12 protein-coding genes are annotated in these 16,315 nt (G+C 48.1%); 3 read left to right on the top strand and 9 right to left on the bottom strand.

Annotated features, from left to right (window positions below; all coding sequences use genetic code 11):
- Positions 1-29 precede the first annotated feature (29 nt).
- Complete coding sequence (locus tag ACXAH1_RS03995; RefSeq protein ID WP_475194015.1) at positions 30-1,226, bottom strand: serine hydrolase domain-containing protein; 1,197 nt, start codon at positions 1,224-1,226, stop codon at positions 30-32.
- 398 nt (positions 1,227-1,624) lie between these two features.
- Between ACXAH1_RS03995 and ACXAH1_RS03990 the strand changes: the two genes are divergently transcribed.
- Entirely contained in the window at positions 1,625-2,305 is a 681-nt protein-coding gene (locus tag ACXAH1_RS03990) for a substrate-binding periplasmic protein (RefSeq protein ID WP_475194014.1), read from the top strand.
- A 75-nt stretch (positions 2,306-2,380) separates the two neighbouring features.
- Here ACXAH1_RS03990 and ACXAH1_RS03985 read toward each other — a convergent pair whose 3' ends face one another.
- The 3 genes from ACXAH1_RS03985 to ACXAH1_RS03975 form a co-directional block, all read right to left on the bottom strand.
- Positions 2,381-3,226 carry a hypothetical protein gene (locus ACXAH1_RS03985; RefSeq protein ID WP_475194012.1) on the bottom strand — a complete coding sequence of 282 codons (846 nt, stop codon included), beginning with the start codon at positions 3,224-3,226 and terminating at the stop codon, positions 2,381-2,383.
- A gap of 232 nt (positions 3,227-3,458) precedes the next feature.
- Entirely contained in the window at positions 3,459-5,855 is a 2,397-nt protein-coding gene (locus ACXAH1_RS03980; protein ID WP_475194010.1) for a TonB-dependent receptor domain-containing protein, read from the bottom strand.
- Between the two features lie 166 nt (positions 5,856-6,021).
- Entirely contained in the window at positions 6,022-7,221 is a 1,200-nt protein-coding gene (locus ACXAH1_RS03975; protein ID WP_475194009.1) for an MFS transporter, read from the bottom strand.
- 161 nt (positions 7,222-7,382) lie between these two features.
- On the opposite strand from ACXAH1_RS03975, the gene gtfA reads away from it, so the two are divergent.
- Positions 7,383-8,849, top strand: coding sequence for a sucrose phosphorylase (gene gtfA, locus ACXAH1_RS03970; RefSeq protein ID WP_475194006.1), 1,467 nt, complete (start codon positions 7,383-7,385; stop codon positions 8,847-8,849).
- A 27-nt stretch (positions 8,850-8,876) separates the two neighbouring features.
- Here the strand turns inward: gtfA and ACXAH1_RS03965 are convergent, their stop codons facing one another.
- Both ACXAH1_RS03965 and ACXAH1_RS03960 read right to left on the bottom strand, forming a co-directional pair.
- Complete coding sequence (locus ACXAH1_RS03965; protein WP_475194004.1) at positions 8,877-9,920, bottom strand: LacI family DNA-binding transcriptional regulator; 1,044 nt, start codon at positions 9,918-9,920, stop codon at positions 8,877-8,879.
- 293 nt (positions 9,921-10,213) lie between these two features.
- Positions 10,214-11,080: a LysR family transcriptional regulator gene (locus ACXAH1_RS03960; protein ID WP_475194003.1), complete on the bottom strand. Its 867-nt coding sequence runs from the start codon at positions 11,078-11,080 to the stop codon at positions 10,214-10,216.
- Positions 11,081-11,205: 125 nt separating this feature from the next.
- On the opposite strand from ACXAH1_RS03960, the gene ACXAH1_RS03955 reads away from it, so the two are divergent.
- Positions 11,206-11,580: a nuclear transport factor 2 family protein gene (locus ACXAH1_RS03955; protein ID WP_475194001.1), complete on the top strand. Its 375-nt coding sequence runs from the start codon at positions 11,206-11,208 to the stop codon at positions 11,578-11,580.
- Between the two features lie 23 nt (positions 11,581-11,603).
- On the opposite strand, the gene ACXAH1_RS03950 is transcribed toward ACXAH1_RS03955, so the two are convergent.
- The 3 genes from ACXAH1_RS03950 to ACXAH1_RS03940 form a co-directional block, all read right to left on the bottom strand.
- Complete coding sequence (locus tag ACXAH1_RS03950) at positions 11,604-11,987, bottom strand: DUF805 domain-containing protein (protein WP_475194448.1); 384 nt, start codon at positions 11,985-11,987, stop codon at positions 11,604-11,606.
- A gap of 424 nt (positions 11,988-12,411) precedes the next feature.
- Entirely contained in the window at positions 12,412-14,805 is a 2,394-nt protein-coding gene (locus ACXAH1_RS03945; RefSeq protein WP_475194000.1) for a glycoside hydrolase family 15 protein, read from the bottom strand.
- A gap of 19 nt (positions 14,806-14,824) precedes the next feature.
- Positions 14,825-16,315 (bottom strand): MFS transporter, encoded by a 1,491-nt coding sequence (locus ACXAH1_RS03940; protein WP_475193999.1) that lies wholly within the window; start codon positions 16,313-16,315, stop codon positions 14,825-14,827.

Here is a 16,315-nt window from a genome sequence, read left to right as displayed (position 1 = left end):
GCCCTTTGACAGTTATTCTCCATTTACTGCTACATAAAGGCAGGCAACACCCGTTCTGCCATTAATTGCAGTGTGCTGTTTTCCCTTCGATTGGCAGTCACCACAACAACTAAGCCAAGTTCTTCGACCAAAATAATATACTGACCACCGCCCCCCTGAGCAGACACACTATAGAAACGTTTCTCTCCTGATTGAAGCTCAGCGTTCCACCAGTAATAACCATAGCCCTGTTTAGAAACATCTTTACCGCCCCCAAACATGTCTTCATCCCCAGTATAGAGTTGAGGGCTGATTGCTTTTGTGATGTAACCTTGCGGGATCAACTGTTCACCCTGCCACTTGCCTTTGTTGCTGGCTAAAGTGCCCCACTTGAGCATATCACGGGATGTCATGTCGACTCGCCAGCCTGCTTCAGGAAGGCCGTTATCAGCGGTTTGCCAACGATATTGCTCGATCCCCAGCTTATCAAGTAGCTCTTGCTTGATAAACGCTTCCGCGGATCCGGGCACTACGGCATCAATCACATGCATGATCAGCATCGGGTCATCCTGATATTTAAATGCCTGCGTTTGTGCACTAATGGGAGCACTGCGCTCCAGCAACGCCTGAGCATGTTGCTGACCTTTAAGCTGTTCAGATATTTGTTCCAATCCTTTCTTTTGCTCGTCACTCAGTCGAATACCTGAGCGCATGGTCAGGGCCAGATTGAGCGTGATTTTATCACTGCCTGTTGTCAGCTTGCTGCTATCCAGACCCTTTAAGAAACTCACCAAAGGTTTGTCCAGATCTGCCATGCTCAGATAACCCAACTGTATGGCCCTGCCAAGCGCCAGACTCGTGTATACCTTAGTTGCTGACGCCTGATAATGAGGCAGGTTGATACGACCACGAGAGTAATAAGACTCAAACACCAACTTGCCCTTATGGGCGATGAGTAAACTGTCGAACTGCCCATGCATGTTGTTTTCTATTTCTTGTGCCAATTTAATTATTAGCGCTTTGTTGCCCCCATCAATACCAACCGCACCTACAGCCAAACCATCATTTCGTCGCTTTGGTGCGGTATCAATAAAGGCGCTTTTAAGCTCTGTAACATCCCGGTACCCTCCCTCTAATTCAGCCTGCGTGGCCTCTATGGGCTGAGCACACTTTGCCATTGTTAACTGACTAAAACTGCCCATAAGCAGGGTTACCATTAAGCTCGTCACTATCTTTTGTTTGATCATGTTACCTCTCCTGTTTGTATAAGCGATAACCTAGCGAAAGCAGCTCCGCTCTACCTGACTTCCGGATGATTTCTGGATGACTTTAAGATAGTAAGAAAATATATTAATTAAATTCAGGATATTATGGAAACAAAGGGCGCTTTACGATAACCGCACAATACTCTGCTGACTTTGTATTAGTTTCACAAGCAGCTTTAGCAATATCAAAACAGAGACTGGCAATCTAGGCGCTCTTCAATACGTTGCCGGACTAACGTTTTTTGACTAGACTCCCTGTATCATCATTCATTTACCGCAATATGCTACGTATCACACTTTTTTGTCTGTTCTTGTTTCCGCTAGCGGTGTTATCAAACAGCGACAGGTTGGTCCTTATTGCTGGAGACAACTGGTGCCCGGTGAACTGCGGAGAAAATGATAAAGACAAAGGGTTTATGATTGATGTCGCCACCGAAGCACTGGCAATCTCCGGGTATGAAGTGCGGTACATTGAAATGCCTTGGCTCAGAGCCATTCATCAGGCTCGCGAAGGAAAAATACATGCGATCGTGGGCGCGTTCAAAGATGACGCGCCGGATTTTTATTTTCCAAAAATCCCAATTCTCAAACTCAGCCCAAATACATTATTCACACTCGCAGAGAACACCTGGGCATTCAACAATCAACACTCCCTCAACAAAGTGCGCCTTGGTGTTGTCCAAGGCTACGACTACGGTCACTTGCTAAATGCCTATATAAAATCTCACCGCACGTCTCCCAACAGCTACATTACGCAAATTTCCGGAGACAATGTTGTAAAACGCAGCCTGCTACTGCTAACAAGTAAGCGCATTGATGTCTATGTGGATGCCGGTCCGGTAGTCTGGTTTCAGGCTAAGAGAATGGGGATCATTGACAAAATCAAATCCGTTGGATCCGTCAGCCCCCGGGAGAGCGCTTACATCGCCTTTTCTCCCAAACTGACGAGTAGCGAAAAACTCTCACTGGCGCTTGATCTGGGTGTGCTCAGGTTACAGCTGGATGGCCGCCTTGCAGTGATAGCCAAAAAGTATGGACTGCAGGAAATGCATTATCGATAAACCCGGAATACGTTCACTGTCCTGTTTTATCGCACCAGAGATAAATACCGTGATATTCCTGCTCTTTAATCTTTTTTAAACATTCTCCGGGCAGGCCGGTTGTTCAGCAATAGCCTGTGCCGCATGTTGAGCCAGCTCTCCTTGCAGTTCGGGCGACACCCCGGCCACAATACTGGTAGCTCCTGTATCTACGGATTGTCCGGTGATGATTTGCGTGAATACCAGAGAGCTTAACAGGATACCCAAGGAGTCAGCATGATTGCCGTCTGCAGCATGTAGTGCTAATTCAGGTCTACTGGCCAGAGCGCCGTACCAGGCCTTTGCTATGGGTGCCAGACAACTTGGCTCTGCGGCAGCTATAGACTTGTGAATACCATGAACATAGCCACCTTCTACACTATTCCCTCTTTGTGGATGTTCAGGAAACAAAATAGGTGTAGCGCCATGTGTTTTGGCCATTGCGACCCACTGTCTGGTTGCTTCTGTCGAATAAGACTTCGACATAGACTGAGAATATTTCTGACCCTGAATTATCAAATGTGTCCAGGGTGTATCAGGTTGCGTAAAGCGCTTAACTACTTCATAGTCGCTAATCAAATTGTCAGTGAAGCCAAACCCTAACACTTCAACATTGACGGTTTTATCGGGCGCCATAGTTTCAATCGTGTGCTTAAGAGTTGGGGCAAGGCCACTGGAGTGACTATTACCCACCATAGCAATTTGGTAGTGTTCAACATCGGAGTTAACTGCCAAAGGGGCTGGTTTGATGTAGTTTTTGACTAAATCAGTTGCACTTTCTCGTGCCTGATCCTGCGCAGAGTTGTTTTGATTATCACCATTCGACGCACCACTGCCTCCACAAGCGCTCAGCAGTAGAGTGGGCAATAACGAAAGACAAAGCAATCCAGTATACTTATTCATTGTTATGCACTTTCCTTTGAATTAATGTCCTCATAATGCCCACATCCTCTGTACCTCGTCAACGCAATATTAATCTTTAGTCATCATTTCATTAATGTTGATATCAGCTAGCTATGTCATTAATCGGGCTCCTGGCCGCAAAGACGAAAAAGGCAGTGTCTGTCGACACTGCCATCATTGCGGGTACCAGTCGATTCGGATACGCCTGGTAATTGTCACGCTTTGAAACACGCTAGAATTGGTAATTAACGGTAAAGGAGGTTGTCCGCCCATTAATAGCCCGAGCTCTGATGATACCAGTTTCAGGAATACTGCCTTCCTCCGCTTCGGTGATCCCGACCGCATTAAACAGGTTGTTCACGTTCAAAGATAATGACAAGTCATCCGTCAGATCATAGCTGGCAAATGCATTAACTTGTGTGTACCCGTCAAATTTGAGATCATTATTATCCTGTGCATAGGCATCGCCGGACCCTATCAGACTCAGACCAACGGCTCCCTGAGTCAGGTTGTAACGCGCCATTAAAGAGTAAATAAAATCAGCCTGTCGCCGTGGCGTGTTGCCCACCACTTCAGGCGCCAGAGCATCTTTCGCTATTTCTGCATCCGTCCAGGTCAGACTGCCTCTGAAGTCGAACGAACCAATAAAGTAGACCCCTTCGAGTTCAATACCATACGCCTCGTATTCTCTGTCAAAGAAGCGTTGACTGGTTGCTTCAAAATTTTGCTCTTCGGTCTGAGCATAAAACGCAGTTGCAAACACACTGCCGTTTTCCAATCGTTGCTTGAGGCCAAACTCCAGTTGAGTTACTTCATCTATTGCATCCTCTTTTGCCACGCTTCCGTCCGGGTTAACTTTACCGAATAATAGCCTGTCAGCATTAGCTCGGGCACCTTCACTAAAACGTCCAAACATTGCCAGAGTCGGGCTCAGTAGGTAATTGGCGCCGACTGAATAACTCGTATAGTGCCAGTCATAGTCCACCAGCGAAGAGTTAGCCAGATCAATACCTGCAACCGCCTCTTCTGGCTTAGAGATAACTCCATCAAAGTTGATATCACGCTGCGACACAACAGCTCCGGCATACGTCCCTGTCGCTTCCCCTGAGTCATAACGTACGCTGGCATCCAGCGTCAGGTCGCCAAGCACAGAAGAGAGCGCCAGATAAGGTGCACGCGTCGAGTATTCAGTGTCATAGTTTCGCTGACAGCAGTTGCCCCAGGCAGGTGTGCCGTAGGCGTATAATCCCTGCTCGGAAAAGGCGGTCCCCTCTGCTGAATACACATCCACCAGTGCCGCGTTATTGCCCTTTATTTCCATCAGATAGGAGTTCCAAAGCCATGACATTTCAATGCTTTGCTCTGATGCAAAATAGCCCAGGGTCACTGATGTATCACCCAATTGTTTCGTGAGCTTGATGTCATTCACCAGTGAGCCAAAGTCTTGCATCTCAACATCAAATGTATGAATTCGCATCAGGTTGTCGTCTTCAAACACACTCCCCGCATGCGCACCGTTGGCATACTTTAAAGTCGAACCTTCACCTGCAATGCTCTGAGCAATGGATTGCGCATTCCCCACTTCAGCAGGAAATGGAGAATTAAAGGTGCCTTTAACCTGAGCTATGCGAAAACGATTCTCGATTTTCCAGTCATTGTCGAGATCAAAGCTGGCCTCAACGCCAACACTGTCGACCTGCGGATGCATGCCATCACGCATATCGCCACGACGAATATCATTATCGGCACCCAACCCCTGAGTTTGTATAAACAAAGCAGAATGTGGTGTATCTGACAGGGCATCAAACCCGGCGATTGAATCTCCATTGGCATACATTGGCATGGGCAGGTAAGCAGTACTGCGGTCATCCAGGTGTTTCAAATAGACTCGGATATAACCGGACTCAAACTCTTTAGTCAGATTAGCTTTTATTTGACCACCTTTGTTTCCTGTATATCCGGTATCTCTCGGCCCCTCTCCCTGACGTACAAAGCCACCGACATGAAACCGTACGCTGTCTGACAAGTAAGTGCCAAATTCAAAATCAGTTCTGAACTCGTCATAATCCAGACCAAAGGTGGTCGCTATGCTGCCCGATTCACTTTCGCCCGTTTTAGAAATGAAATTGATAATTCCACCTGGTGCGTTACTGGCTGCGGTAGATGCAGAGCCACCACGGATGGACTCTATAGATTGCACAGTATTGTCGAGGCGCATAAAGATATCGGCATTACCAAACGCGATATCGCCAAATTGTAGTACAGGCAAACCATCTTCCTGCAATTGCAGGAATTTTGCGCCTCCGGCAGCGACTGGTAGCCCACGTACCGCAATATTTGCATTCCCCTCGCCCCCTGTTGACTCAGACCTTACGCCTGGTAATAAGCGAAACGCCTCCGCCGTGGTTCTGGGCGTTGCAACGCTTACCTGCTCAGCAGAGATACTGCTTACCGACACACTCGATGCCATCACGGTACGTCTTTGCGGTACGCCAGTCACAATGATTTTTTCCAGCTCATTTTGCGCCTGTGTATTTGCTTGTGTCTTTTTCTCTTCAGCCAACGCCGTGGTGCTGAGAGCCAGAGTCAGTGCACTGAGTGCAAACCAACTGGGGGTGTATGTTGTCATAATGTGCCTCTTTGTTGTCAATTATAGATGCTGGCACCACATTCAGTGGATCCATTTACTTAATCGATTAAGTAAATTAGCAAATATCGGTCTCTTTGCAATCATAAATTGCCGTTATTTGATTTTTATTTAATTAACCTATTGATCTAAAATATGAAATAGTTAGCTAGCATGCTGTCATAAGCCGGGCTTGCGCCGGGTCTTTCCAGAAATTGTAAGCCATAGCCAGCATCAGCAAGGCTGCAAAACCCATTGCTAACGCAAAACCATAACGGATGTGACCGAAATAATCGCTGACCATACCCATCAAAAGTGGTGCAAGCGCCGCTGAGAGCGCAGTAAAAAATAAAATCACACCAGCGACTGAACCATGTTGGTGTTTGTCAAAGCAGGAGATCCCTTTCGAATTTAAGGTTGGGTAAATCATCGACATAAACAGTCCACTGAGCGGTAATGCAACTATCGCGGCATTGACGCCAAACACAAAAGTCACCAGGTAGCACAGAAAAATGGCGGTGCTCAGCGCAAACATCACGCTCTGCCAGCTAAACAGGTTTAACAACCAGACTGCCATAAAGCGCCCCACCGCCCGCAAAATAAAAAAGATGGTGAGTGCGTAGGTTGCCAGCAGGCTCCAGCTCCCTTCGTAGGTTTTGAGCAAAGTCGGCATCCATACATAAATGGCCACTTCTGTTGCGACATACAGCGCAATGGCGCCCGAAAAACCCAGTGCATGTTTTTCTTTGAGCATCAGCAGAGTCTGCCTGAATCCACTGTCTTGGTTAACCTGCTTAGCGGGCCGTTCAGGAAACTTCACAACGAACGTGATTAAACACAAAACGCTGCATAACCCTCCTGCCAGAATATAGAGGTAAACCCAGCTGACACCCGACGCCAGCATGTAACTTACCGCTGCCGGGCCCACGATGGCGCCAACGGCAAAGAAGCCTTCAACCATGTTCATGGTCCGGGTGTGCGCCTGACTGGTTGGCGTCAGTGAGCCTAACAAAGCCAGTGCAGCGGTTTTAAACAGGCCGATTGCCAGGCCAATCACACTCAGTAAGCACACAAAGGTGATAAACGTTTTGCCCATTGCAAAGCCAAAACAGGCGCCGGCAAAAAGTACAAAGCCAATGATGATGGTCGGCTTGTGACCTATTTTATCGGCCATAAAGCCCAGCAACAGGCCACTGGCGGCAATCCAAATCATTGGCGCGTAATGAAACGCGCTCGCCTGCGTCATGGTTAATTGATAATCCCGGATCAGCTCAGGAATGATCACGCCCACGGCATCCGATGTCATGGCAAACATAAAGAACATCATGTATGTCAGCCAGCGCAATGCGCCTAAGTTGCTGCTTGTCATAGTTATTACCTCTTAGGTATTGCGGCAAAGCCCGGTTAAGTTTAAAACTCAATCGCACCCTTGTGCCAATTTTCCTGTAAATAGTGCTTGAATATCTTGTCGTACTGATTAAAGATATAACTTAATCGATTAAGTTTCAACAATGAGAATTGAACTGAACCATGAAAAACCAAGTGCAACTGATAACCTACGCCGATCGCTTAAGCGGTGCAGGCCTGACTGAACTCACTCAGCTGTTGGACGGTCCGTTAGCGGGATTGTTCGGCGGTGTCCATATCCTGCCGTTTTATTACCCGATTGACGGTAGTGATGCCGGGTTCGATCCGATAGACCACAGTGAGGTTGATGAAAGACTGGGCAACTGGGCAAGTGTGAAGGCACTTGGGGAGCGCTTTGAGGTGATGGCCGATTTAATCGTCAATCACGCTTCGGCTCAATCGCCAGAATTTCAGGATGTACTCAAACACGGCGAACAGTCGCCCTACTGGCCTTTGTTTTTAAAGGAACGCGATATTTTTCCCGATGGAATAAATCACGAGCAAGCCAAGACAATATTCAGACCTCGACCAACCAGCTGTTTTACCACCAAAAAGCTCGATAATGGTGGCACGGTCAATTTCTGGACCACCTTCACTGATAACCAAGTTGATATCAATGTAGAAACACCTCAGGGCAAAGCGTATCTGGACAAAATTCTCACTTTGTTTGCGCAAAACAATGTAAAGATTATTCGCCTTGACGCGGCCGGGTATGCCATAAAACGCGCAGGAACAAGTTGTTTTATGACCCCTGAATCATTCGAGTTTATCAACCAACTGTCGCGTCAGGCCAATGCGCTCGGTATGGAAACCATTGCGGAGATCCACAGCCATTATCAGACTCAAATTGACGTGGCATCGAAAGTAGATCGCGTATACGACTTTGCTTTGCCTCCGTTAATCTTGCACACTTTGTTCAGCAATAATGCCGATGCCCTGCTGTGTTGGTTGCAACAATCGCCTCGCAATTGCCTGACAGTACTCGATACTCATGACGGTATCGGCATTGTGGACGCGGGCCCGGACGGAAACAAACCCGGTCTGCTCAATGCACAGCAAATCGACACTCTGGTAGAAACCATTCATATAAATAGCCAAGGTGAGAGCAAGCAGGCAACCGGTGCCGCCGCAAGCAACGTTGATTTGTACCAGGTCAATTGTACCTACTATGATGCGCTTGGGCGCACTGATCTTGACTACCTGATAGCCCGGGCCATTCAGTTCTTTTCTCCCGGCGTTCCGCAAGTTTATTATGGTGGCCTGCTAGCGCTTCACAATGATATGGATCTGCTTGAAAGTACAAACGTTGGTAGAGATATCAATCGTAGCTATCTTAATGAGCAACAAGTTAAAGATGCGTTATCCAAACCCGTAGTCAACGGGCTGTGTAAGCTGATTGAATTACGAAATCAAAGCAGTGCATTCGACGGAGAATTTGTTTTGTCAGGAGCACAAGATACGTTCTCTTTGCAGTGGCACAATCAGCAAGTCAGTGCCAAATTAGAGGTCAACCTGACAACAAGAGCAGCGTCCATAACGCTCGAAGAGCCTGGGCAAATAAAGCGCGTCAACCTGGCTGAGTTACTGTAGGAGCTGAATTAGCTGATGTCGGGGCCGTCAGATTGACTGCCCTGCTCTGAGTTCAAAAGGCAGGCATACTTGCTGTTTCTCTTTGCCAATAAACAAACTAGCAGCTTGTTCACCTTTATTCTCACTGTTTTGATGTATCGTCGTAATAGCAGGTTGAAACAACTGGGCCTCGTCAATTCCGTCAAACCCAACTATTTTAAGCTCTTGCGGGACTCGGATCCCCTGAGAGAATGCCTCACGCGCTGCAGCCAGTGCAATTAAATCACTCATACATAGTAATACATTGGGCCTTGGCTGAACGGCAAGGGCCTCTTTGGCGGCAATTCGAGCATAGCGCTCGCTACTTTCCGGAATATTCCAGATCCTGTCGTCAGGCAGTCCAACCTGATGGTCTTGCAGCGCCTGCCGGTAACCTGCCAATCTTTGGTGTGCAATTGAGGTGTTTAGCTGAGGCAAATGACGATCATACACCCGACATATCAACTCGGTATCAAGTAACCTCAGTCCGAGGATGGCGATATCAGCTTGTTTTGATGGTGCCTCGAACCGGGTCAGGGCTGCTTCAGCCACATCATAGGCTGCCTGGCGATTATTGATATTCACACTGGCCTGTCCCTCAAGTTCAAAATCTACGGTAACGACCTGTTTGGTCACCGTTGCTAATTGTTCTATCAACTTTGGGTTACGTGGCCGTCCATAACAAATAAAGCCATCGACAAAATCCAGGACATTGTTAACACTGTCAGTGTTGCCCGAAAATAGCAGTAGATTAATTCCCTGTGGCTCCAGTACTTTAGCCACACCTCGCATAAAGCTACTGGCTACGGGATCGGACACCATGTATTCCACACTATCCGGTAAAACCAGTGCAACAATGTTAAACGTGCCCTTTCTCAAAGATCGGGCGGCTTTATTTGGACCGAAATAACCCAATGCCTTGCAAGCAGCCAGGATCTCCTCGCGCTTTTTAGCGGACAGTTGATCGGGGCGGTTAAAGGCATTGGATACCGTTGCATTCGACACACCAAGATGCGCTGCAATGCTTTTAAGTGTCCATTTTTTTTCTGTCATGGTTCGATTTAGTATCTAATTAGTAGGTTACGCACCAGGCTTTTCTGCGTCGCATGCTACGGTCATTTGAACGGCGGACGATTTGACCCTGTGGCTATTGAGCAGCCTCATCAACCCAGCCACAAGCATAATAAAAGAAATGACTCCGAGAGGAATTACCAACACATTAAATTGATACACCTTAACACAGTGAAAGCAGCTCAATTGCACACGATCAAGCGTAAAAACCGCCACTGCACACAAGACCCCTATCACTATAAGTAGCTTAGTCAGCTTCATTCTGCCTCCAGATATCATTTTACCTTGTCATGCTCAGACAACCTATCCCGAATACCCGCACTCAGCGCATCCATGCATACCTGGACAGCCATAGGTGTATGCTTTGAAAAGGGAGTGAGCAAGTAAACCGAATTTTCGGGCATGCTTGCGTGTGGCATGAGCATAGTTACATCCCTCAAAAAGCGCTTTAAGTAAAAGTCCGGAACTAAGCCTATTCCTGCCCCGGCCCGGATTAGTGAAACGGTACTATGAAATGCATTTGTGATGCAACTAACCTTAGGAGTTAGCGTCCTTTTTTCACCATTTTCCGTGATAAATTGATGCGTTATCTGCGCGCCTTCCCAGGCATTTGCAATATAAGGAGCCTGTGTCAGTTTCTCTTTCGAAAAACGTGCATGGCCGCATAGTACATCGCGAAAGCGACCCAGCCTTTTTTGTCTGAGTGTGCTGTCTTTAGACGTACCAATACGGACTGCAATATCTATGTTATGCGCCATCATATCGAGGTGCTGATCATCACAAGTTAGCTTGACTAGCACACCTGGGTACTTTTGCATCAGTTCACAAATAATCGGAGTGAGCAGGCTTTCTATCAGTGCATTCGGCGCTGTAATATGTACGCTTCCCTCAGGTTCAACCTGTTGGGCCTGAATATCTTCCCAGGCCGCTTCGGCTATCTGATTGAGTGCTTTACACGCCTCATAAAAGCGCTTGCCTGGCTCAGTCAGAAACTGTCGACGAGTTGTGCGTTTGATCAACACCACCCCCAACTCCTGCTCAAGCACTTTTAAATGCTGACTGATCACTGATTTTGACAAACCTAGTTTTTCTGCTGCGCCGGACAGGGAACCGGCTTCGACGACGTGGGCAAACAACGACATTTTTCCAAGTTGGCGCATATTGATTGTGTGGAATAACTAAACAGTGTTTTTTATTATCTTTGTTTTTCAGAACAATTAAAACCACTATTCTAATCTCACTGAAACAAAACAAACGGAGTCTCTCGATGACAGACCAACAAGAACTGGCTTTATGTCAGGCTGGTATTCAAGCCTGGCAGGATGCATTTAACCGACAAAATGCCGCTGGCTGCGCTGCACAATATGCATCAACTTGTACTATGCAGGCGCGCCCAGTAGGCATGTTTACAGGAACTGATGATATAAGAGCATTTTGGCAGGACATTATCGACCAGGGGTTCAGTGATGTAGTCTATTTCGACGTCGTATGGGAAAAACACCCAAAAACAGGTTACTTACTCAGTGCAAACTGGACGATGAACAAAGCCTTTGGCAAGATCCACGCTGAACATTGGGTGGTTGAGCAAGACGGCAGAGCTCGTCTGCAAAGTGATGATTTTGAGATCCTGGGCGAGCGTTAAGCCACCCAGGAAACTGTCCAAAGCTAAGCAAGCTCAGCTTGTGGTGCTTCTTTTGGGTTAGGACCGTATTCGTTTTCACCCGGATTACTGTCCATCACATTAAACACAAGCAGTACCAAAGGGCCGACTAAAGGCACAAATGTTAACAGCAGCCACCAACCACTGCGGCCAATGTCGTGCAAACGGCGTACACCAACTGCAATACTTGGAATAATTACGGCAAGCGCATAAAAGCCACTTACGAGACCGACACCCGCTTCCTCAGAGTACATTCCCAGCATCATATCAACCAAACCCAGCACAATCATGACGATGAGATTACATAGCATAAACAGCCAATACTCTTTACGTCTTGCTCGACCCTTGAATTCCGTATAGTTTTTTAAAACAGATAAATAACTGTCGATCATTCTTACTTCTCCTTATTTTTCCTATTTAACTTGCTGCAATCTGAAGATTGCGGCAAACAAAGCGTAAATGGCATTAAATACTTTCTTACCAAAGGCCATTCTATTGGCTGTTTACTACAGCACGGCGTCAGCGACTTAACTAATAGAGAACCGAGGGTGCCCAAAGCACACTCATTACATTGGCTAATCCAATCTTTACAGTATTATATTACTGCTCAGACTTGAGCTCCCTATTAGTTGCCATAAAGTATAGAGAAAAACGGTTAAAAATCTTCCCGATATTGCAAACGGTTAAGTTTGAGACGCAGGCAAACCCATAATGAGTTCATACCACAGCGATAAGATAAGGCAAAGGTATTACACAAAGCAAAAAACGCGGTACATTCAGGGTGTACCGCGTTTTGTTGTCGAGAGAAACCGACTATTTAAGCGCCTGCTCAACAATCGGGTAATGATCCCAGACTTGCTTATCGGCAAGTGATCGAACCAGTTTTACATACTCGGCATGCGTCCAGGCCAGTGGTGTTGCAGAGTTGGTGCCCTCGCCCAGTGTATAACCAAACGGATTCACACCCACGCCATCCCAAACCTGTTCAGGCAACATCAGGCCTTCATTTGCAAACTGCTCCATGCCTTTGATGTAAGTGTATTTGATACGCTTAACCGCATTGTCATCCAATCCATTAGCCTGGCTGGCCGCTGCGATTTCGTAATGGCCACGCTCACCGGTGAAGAAAGGCCATACCCGACCACGCTGACCGGCTGTGTTCTGACCCTGCTCAGCATAGTTGGTCCCGCGTACTTCGTCTTCTCCGTAGCCGTCGTTGCCATAGCGGCGGTAACCCGGATAACTATTAGGATCCCCGGCAAAGTTAAAGCTGTATTTAACTCGCAGGTTCTCCGGCAGGTTTTCATCTTCGTACTCTGGCAAGGTATTGGTAATGCTGCTGGCATCTGCGGCTCTGACGCCATAGCGCACAAGCTCGAGGAAGCCACCATCAATGATCTGCTTCTTATCCATACCCGCACGGCCATTGTTGTCGCTTAGCTTAGTATCGGTATTCGGGTTAGCGTCTTTGCCAATGCGGAAAAAATATTGACCATCGCTTTGCTTAGAAGGCAGGTTACCCTCAGTGGTAAACATGGTCGATTCCACTTCGCTGTCGTAGCGTTTGGCGGTTGACATGTAACGCTCACTACCGGCTTTATCTCCGGCCAGTTTCGCAATGTCGCTGGCAGCAACCAGACCGGCAATAATCGCAGCCGTTGTCGATGGTGAATAGCCGTCCTGCTCTTCCCAACGCTCCTGTTGTGTTGCCGGTGGTGTGATCTGCGTGTCATTCCAGAGGATTTTTGCCAATCCGCCGTCGACCAGGAATTCAGCCGCTGGCTGGAGCATACGCTTGTACCAGTAGGCAAGCTTCTCATCGCTCAGTACGCCGGCCTGCCAGAGTTTCCACGCCAGCATAATCGGCATAGCAGTCTGATCCAGCTGCACGCCTACCCACTCCAGCTCACCGTCAACATGGGTTTTTTGTAAGAACCAGCCGGTATCGCCATGGTTGCCAGGCGTCTTGTCTGTGACCTGTACTTTTTCCAGATATTCGAATGCGGTCAGTGCGGTTTGCGGATCGCCCATGGCCAAAAATGCCATCGCAACCTGATAGAAGTCGCGCACCCAGACCGCTTTATAACCTGTGTGGCCTTGCTCAGCCGCCACCGTATCACCCCAGGGGTTAGACAAAGAGGCAATCAAGGCACCTGCGTGGGTTTTATCTTCTTGTGCCTTTAACACCAAAGCACTGGTGTAAAGTAGTTTACCCTGATCGGCCGTGTAACCGCTGAGCTTTTTCATAGGTTCAAGACTGTTCAGGTAGTCGCGCCAGCCAATGGCTTCTCCTTCACCATTGTAGTGGGCCAGCACCTGCTGATAACCACGTGCCAGTGACTGTGCGCCTTCCTCGAAACTCGCGCTTTGCGAGTGGCCAAAACTCAGTGCCAGGTCGAATGTCGCCTGCTGGTCCACGTCACCCAGCTCCGCCAGCCAATTCACGTTGCCGCTTTGTGCGCCTGTGCTGGTGTAACGCTGTGCTATTGACTGGCTTGCCTTAAGCTGTGCCAGACCATCGCTCTGACCGGTAAAGCCCACGCTTGCCTGCTTAAAGCCAGTGCTGCTTTGCAGTGTCAGGTAATTGTCTCCTTCCCAGGCAACCAGGCCCTGATCAGTGACTTTCGCAAAATCGTTCAGGCCGTTGTTATTCACATACGGGTTCACGTTAACGAACAGCTTCACACCATCAAGCTCTGTGTGTACCTTCGCCCGGACGAACAGCGTTTGCCCGTCAGGATCAGTGAATATATGCTTCTCAAGCGTAAAACGGCCTTGCTTATCTTTGCTTGTCACTTTGTATGCCAAAGACAGCGGACGACCCTGGGCATCTTTGTCCAGGTAATCGATACTGACGTCCAGCGCATCTTGTTCCGTTACCGTAAAATCCGGGCCGGTAACAATAAACTGCATGTCTTTAATCTGCGCCTGATGAATAAGACCAAACATAGTTTCTGTGATCATGCCCTTGGCGATGGAAAACCACACTTTTGATACTGCTTGCGTACTTGCTTGATCAGAATACTGGCCCTGCTTGTAAGCTTCGTAGGAAGTACCAATACCGGTTTTACCTGAATACGCCCAGTATGGCTTGTCACCCGGTGCGCCTGGTGCTGTAGTCTGCTGTTTATCGGCGTAATTTGCAGTGCCACAGCCCACAAGTCCGGCAGCAACCAGTGCCAGAGTTAAACTAGATAGTTTTTTCATAAAGTCTCCTTGGGTGGTGTTATTGTTGTTCGATTTTCACCCGCATCACAGCAACTGCTGCGAGCAGGAACGACACACCACCAACCACTAATGCAAAAATCGGTTGATTATCAAATAGGTTTCTCAGGATCAGGCCAAGTACACTGGCGGCCATCAGTTGCGGGATCACGATGAAGAAGTTAAAGATCCCCATAAAGACGCCCATTTTATGGGCTGGCAACGAATTACTCAGCATGGCGTAAGGCAGCGACAAAATAGACGCCCAGGCAAAACCAATGCCAATCATCGGCAGCCAAAGCAGGCTAGGATCGGCTATCATTTTAAAGCTCAATAATGCGCCTGCGCCCAGCAGTAAGTTAATGCAGTGTGCGCCGCGCATGCCCAGGCGATTCACCATCACAGGGATACACACAGCAGCCAGTGCGGCAAAACCGTTGTAGGCGGCAAACAGCACACCCACCCAGTCAGCACCATCGTTATAGGCTTTGCTGGTTACCTCGGTTGTGCCGTAGTGAAAGCTGGTAACCGCAGAGGTGGTATAGATCCACATAGCAAACAAGGCAAACCAGCTGAAGAATTGCACCACGGCAAGCTGGCGCATGGTGCCGGGCATAGTAAAGACATCGTAGATAACGTTATAAAATCCACCTGAGGTACTACCGCGCTGCTGAAAGTAGCCAGCAATTAACAGGACCAACGTAAAAGATAAGAACAACCCACTCAGCAGATACAGCTCTTTTTCCAGTTGCAGTCCAATCACCGCAGCCAGGATCCCCCCACCAATCACGCCAGAAATCAGTGCCGCGCGTGCATAGTTGATCACCTGATAGCTTTGACTGGATTGCGTTTCAACCGCTTCACCGGCAAACTCCGCCAGCTGTTGTGGGGTGTACTCTTTGGTTTTTAGGATGGTCCAGCCCACCGCCGAAAACAGCACCACACCACCGAAATAGAAGGCATACTTGACAGACTCTGGGATCTGACCTGCCTCAGCGGTATTGCTGATCCCAAACCAGTTGGTCATCATCCAGGGCAAAGCCGATGCCACCACGGCACCCACGCCAATAAAGAAACTTTGCATCGCATAGCCATTGGCGCGCTGCTTTTCGTTGAGGTTGTCACCTACCAGTGCGCGAAATGGCTCCATAGTGACGTTGATTGAGGCATCCATGATCCACAGCATGCCCGCCGCTATCCAGAGCGTGGGAGAATTAGGCATAAAGAATAACGATAAGGTGGTCAAAATGGCGCCATACAGGAAGAAGGGTCGTCTGCGGCCCAGCTTGCCCCAGGTGCGGTCACTCCAGTAGCCGATAATTGGCTGTACGATCAGACCAGTAAGTGGTGCGGCAACCCAGAGAATGGGAATATCATCGACTTTGGCACCCAGCGTCTGAAAGATCCGGCTGACATTACCGTTTTGCAGTGCGAAGCCAAACTGGATCCCCAGAAAGCCAAAGCACATGTTCCAGATCTGCCAGAAACTGAGTTGTGGTTTTTGTTTTTGCAT

The sequence above is a fragment of the Pseudoalteromonas sp. AWH4_217 genome, from assembly GCF_056161105.1.
The sequence above is the reverse complement of the archived record's forward strand: the minus strand, read 5'-3'. Positions and strand labels throughout refer to the sequence as shown.

Bases quoted from the DNA above. Each gene is read 5' to 3' on its own strand.
- ACXAH1_RS03995 (WP_475194015.1), bottom strand. From the start codon at position 1,226: ATGATCAAACAAAAGATAGTGACGAGCTTAATGGTAACCCTGCTTATG.
- ACXAH1_RS03985 (WP_475194012.1), bottom strand. From the start codon at position 3,226: ATGAATAAGTATACTGGATTGCTTTGTCTTTCGTTATTGCCCACTCTA.
- ACXAH1_RS03965 (WP_475194004.1), bottom strand. From the start codon at position 9,920: ATGACAGAAAAAAAATGGACACTTAAAAGCATTGCAGCGCATCTTGGT.
- ACXAH1_RS03945 (WP_475194000.1), bottom strand. From the start codon at position 14,805: ATGAAAAAACTATCTAGTTTAACTCTGGCACTGGTTGCTGCCGGACTT.
- ACXAH1_RS03975 (WP_475194009.1), bottom strand. From the start codon at position 7,221: ATGACAAGCAGCAACTTAGGCGCATTGCGCTGGCTGACATACATGATG.
- ACXAH1_RS03980 (WP_475194010.1), bottom strand. From the start codon at position 5,855: ATGACAACATACACCCCCAGTTGGTTTGCACTCAGTGCACTGACTCTG.
- ACXAH1_RS03955 (WP_475194001.1), top strand. From the start codon at position 11,206: ATGACAGACCAACAAGAACTGGCTTTATGTCAGGCTGGTATTCAAGCC.
- ACXAH1_RS03940 (WP_475193999.1), bottom strand. From the start codon at position 16,315: ATGCAAAAACAAAAACCACAACTCAGTTTCTGGCAGATCTGGAACATG.
- ACXAH1_RS03960 (WP_475194003.1), bottom strand. From the start codon at position 11,080: ATGTCGTTGTTTGCCCACGTCGTCGAAGCCGGTTCCCTGTCCGGCGCA.
- gtfA (WP_475194006.1), top strand. From the start codon at position 7,383: ATGAAAAACCAAGTGCAACTGATAACCTACGCCGATCGCTTAAGCGGT.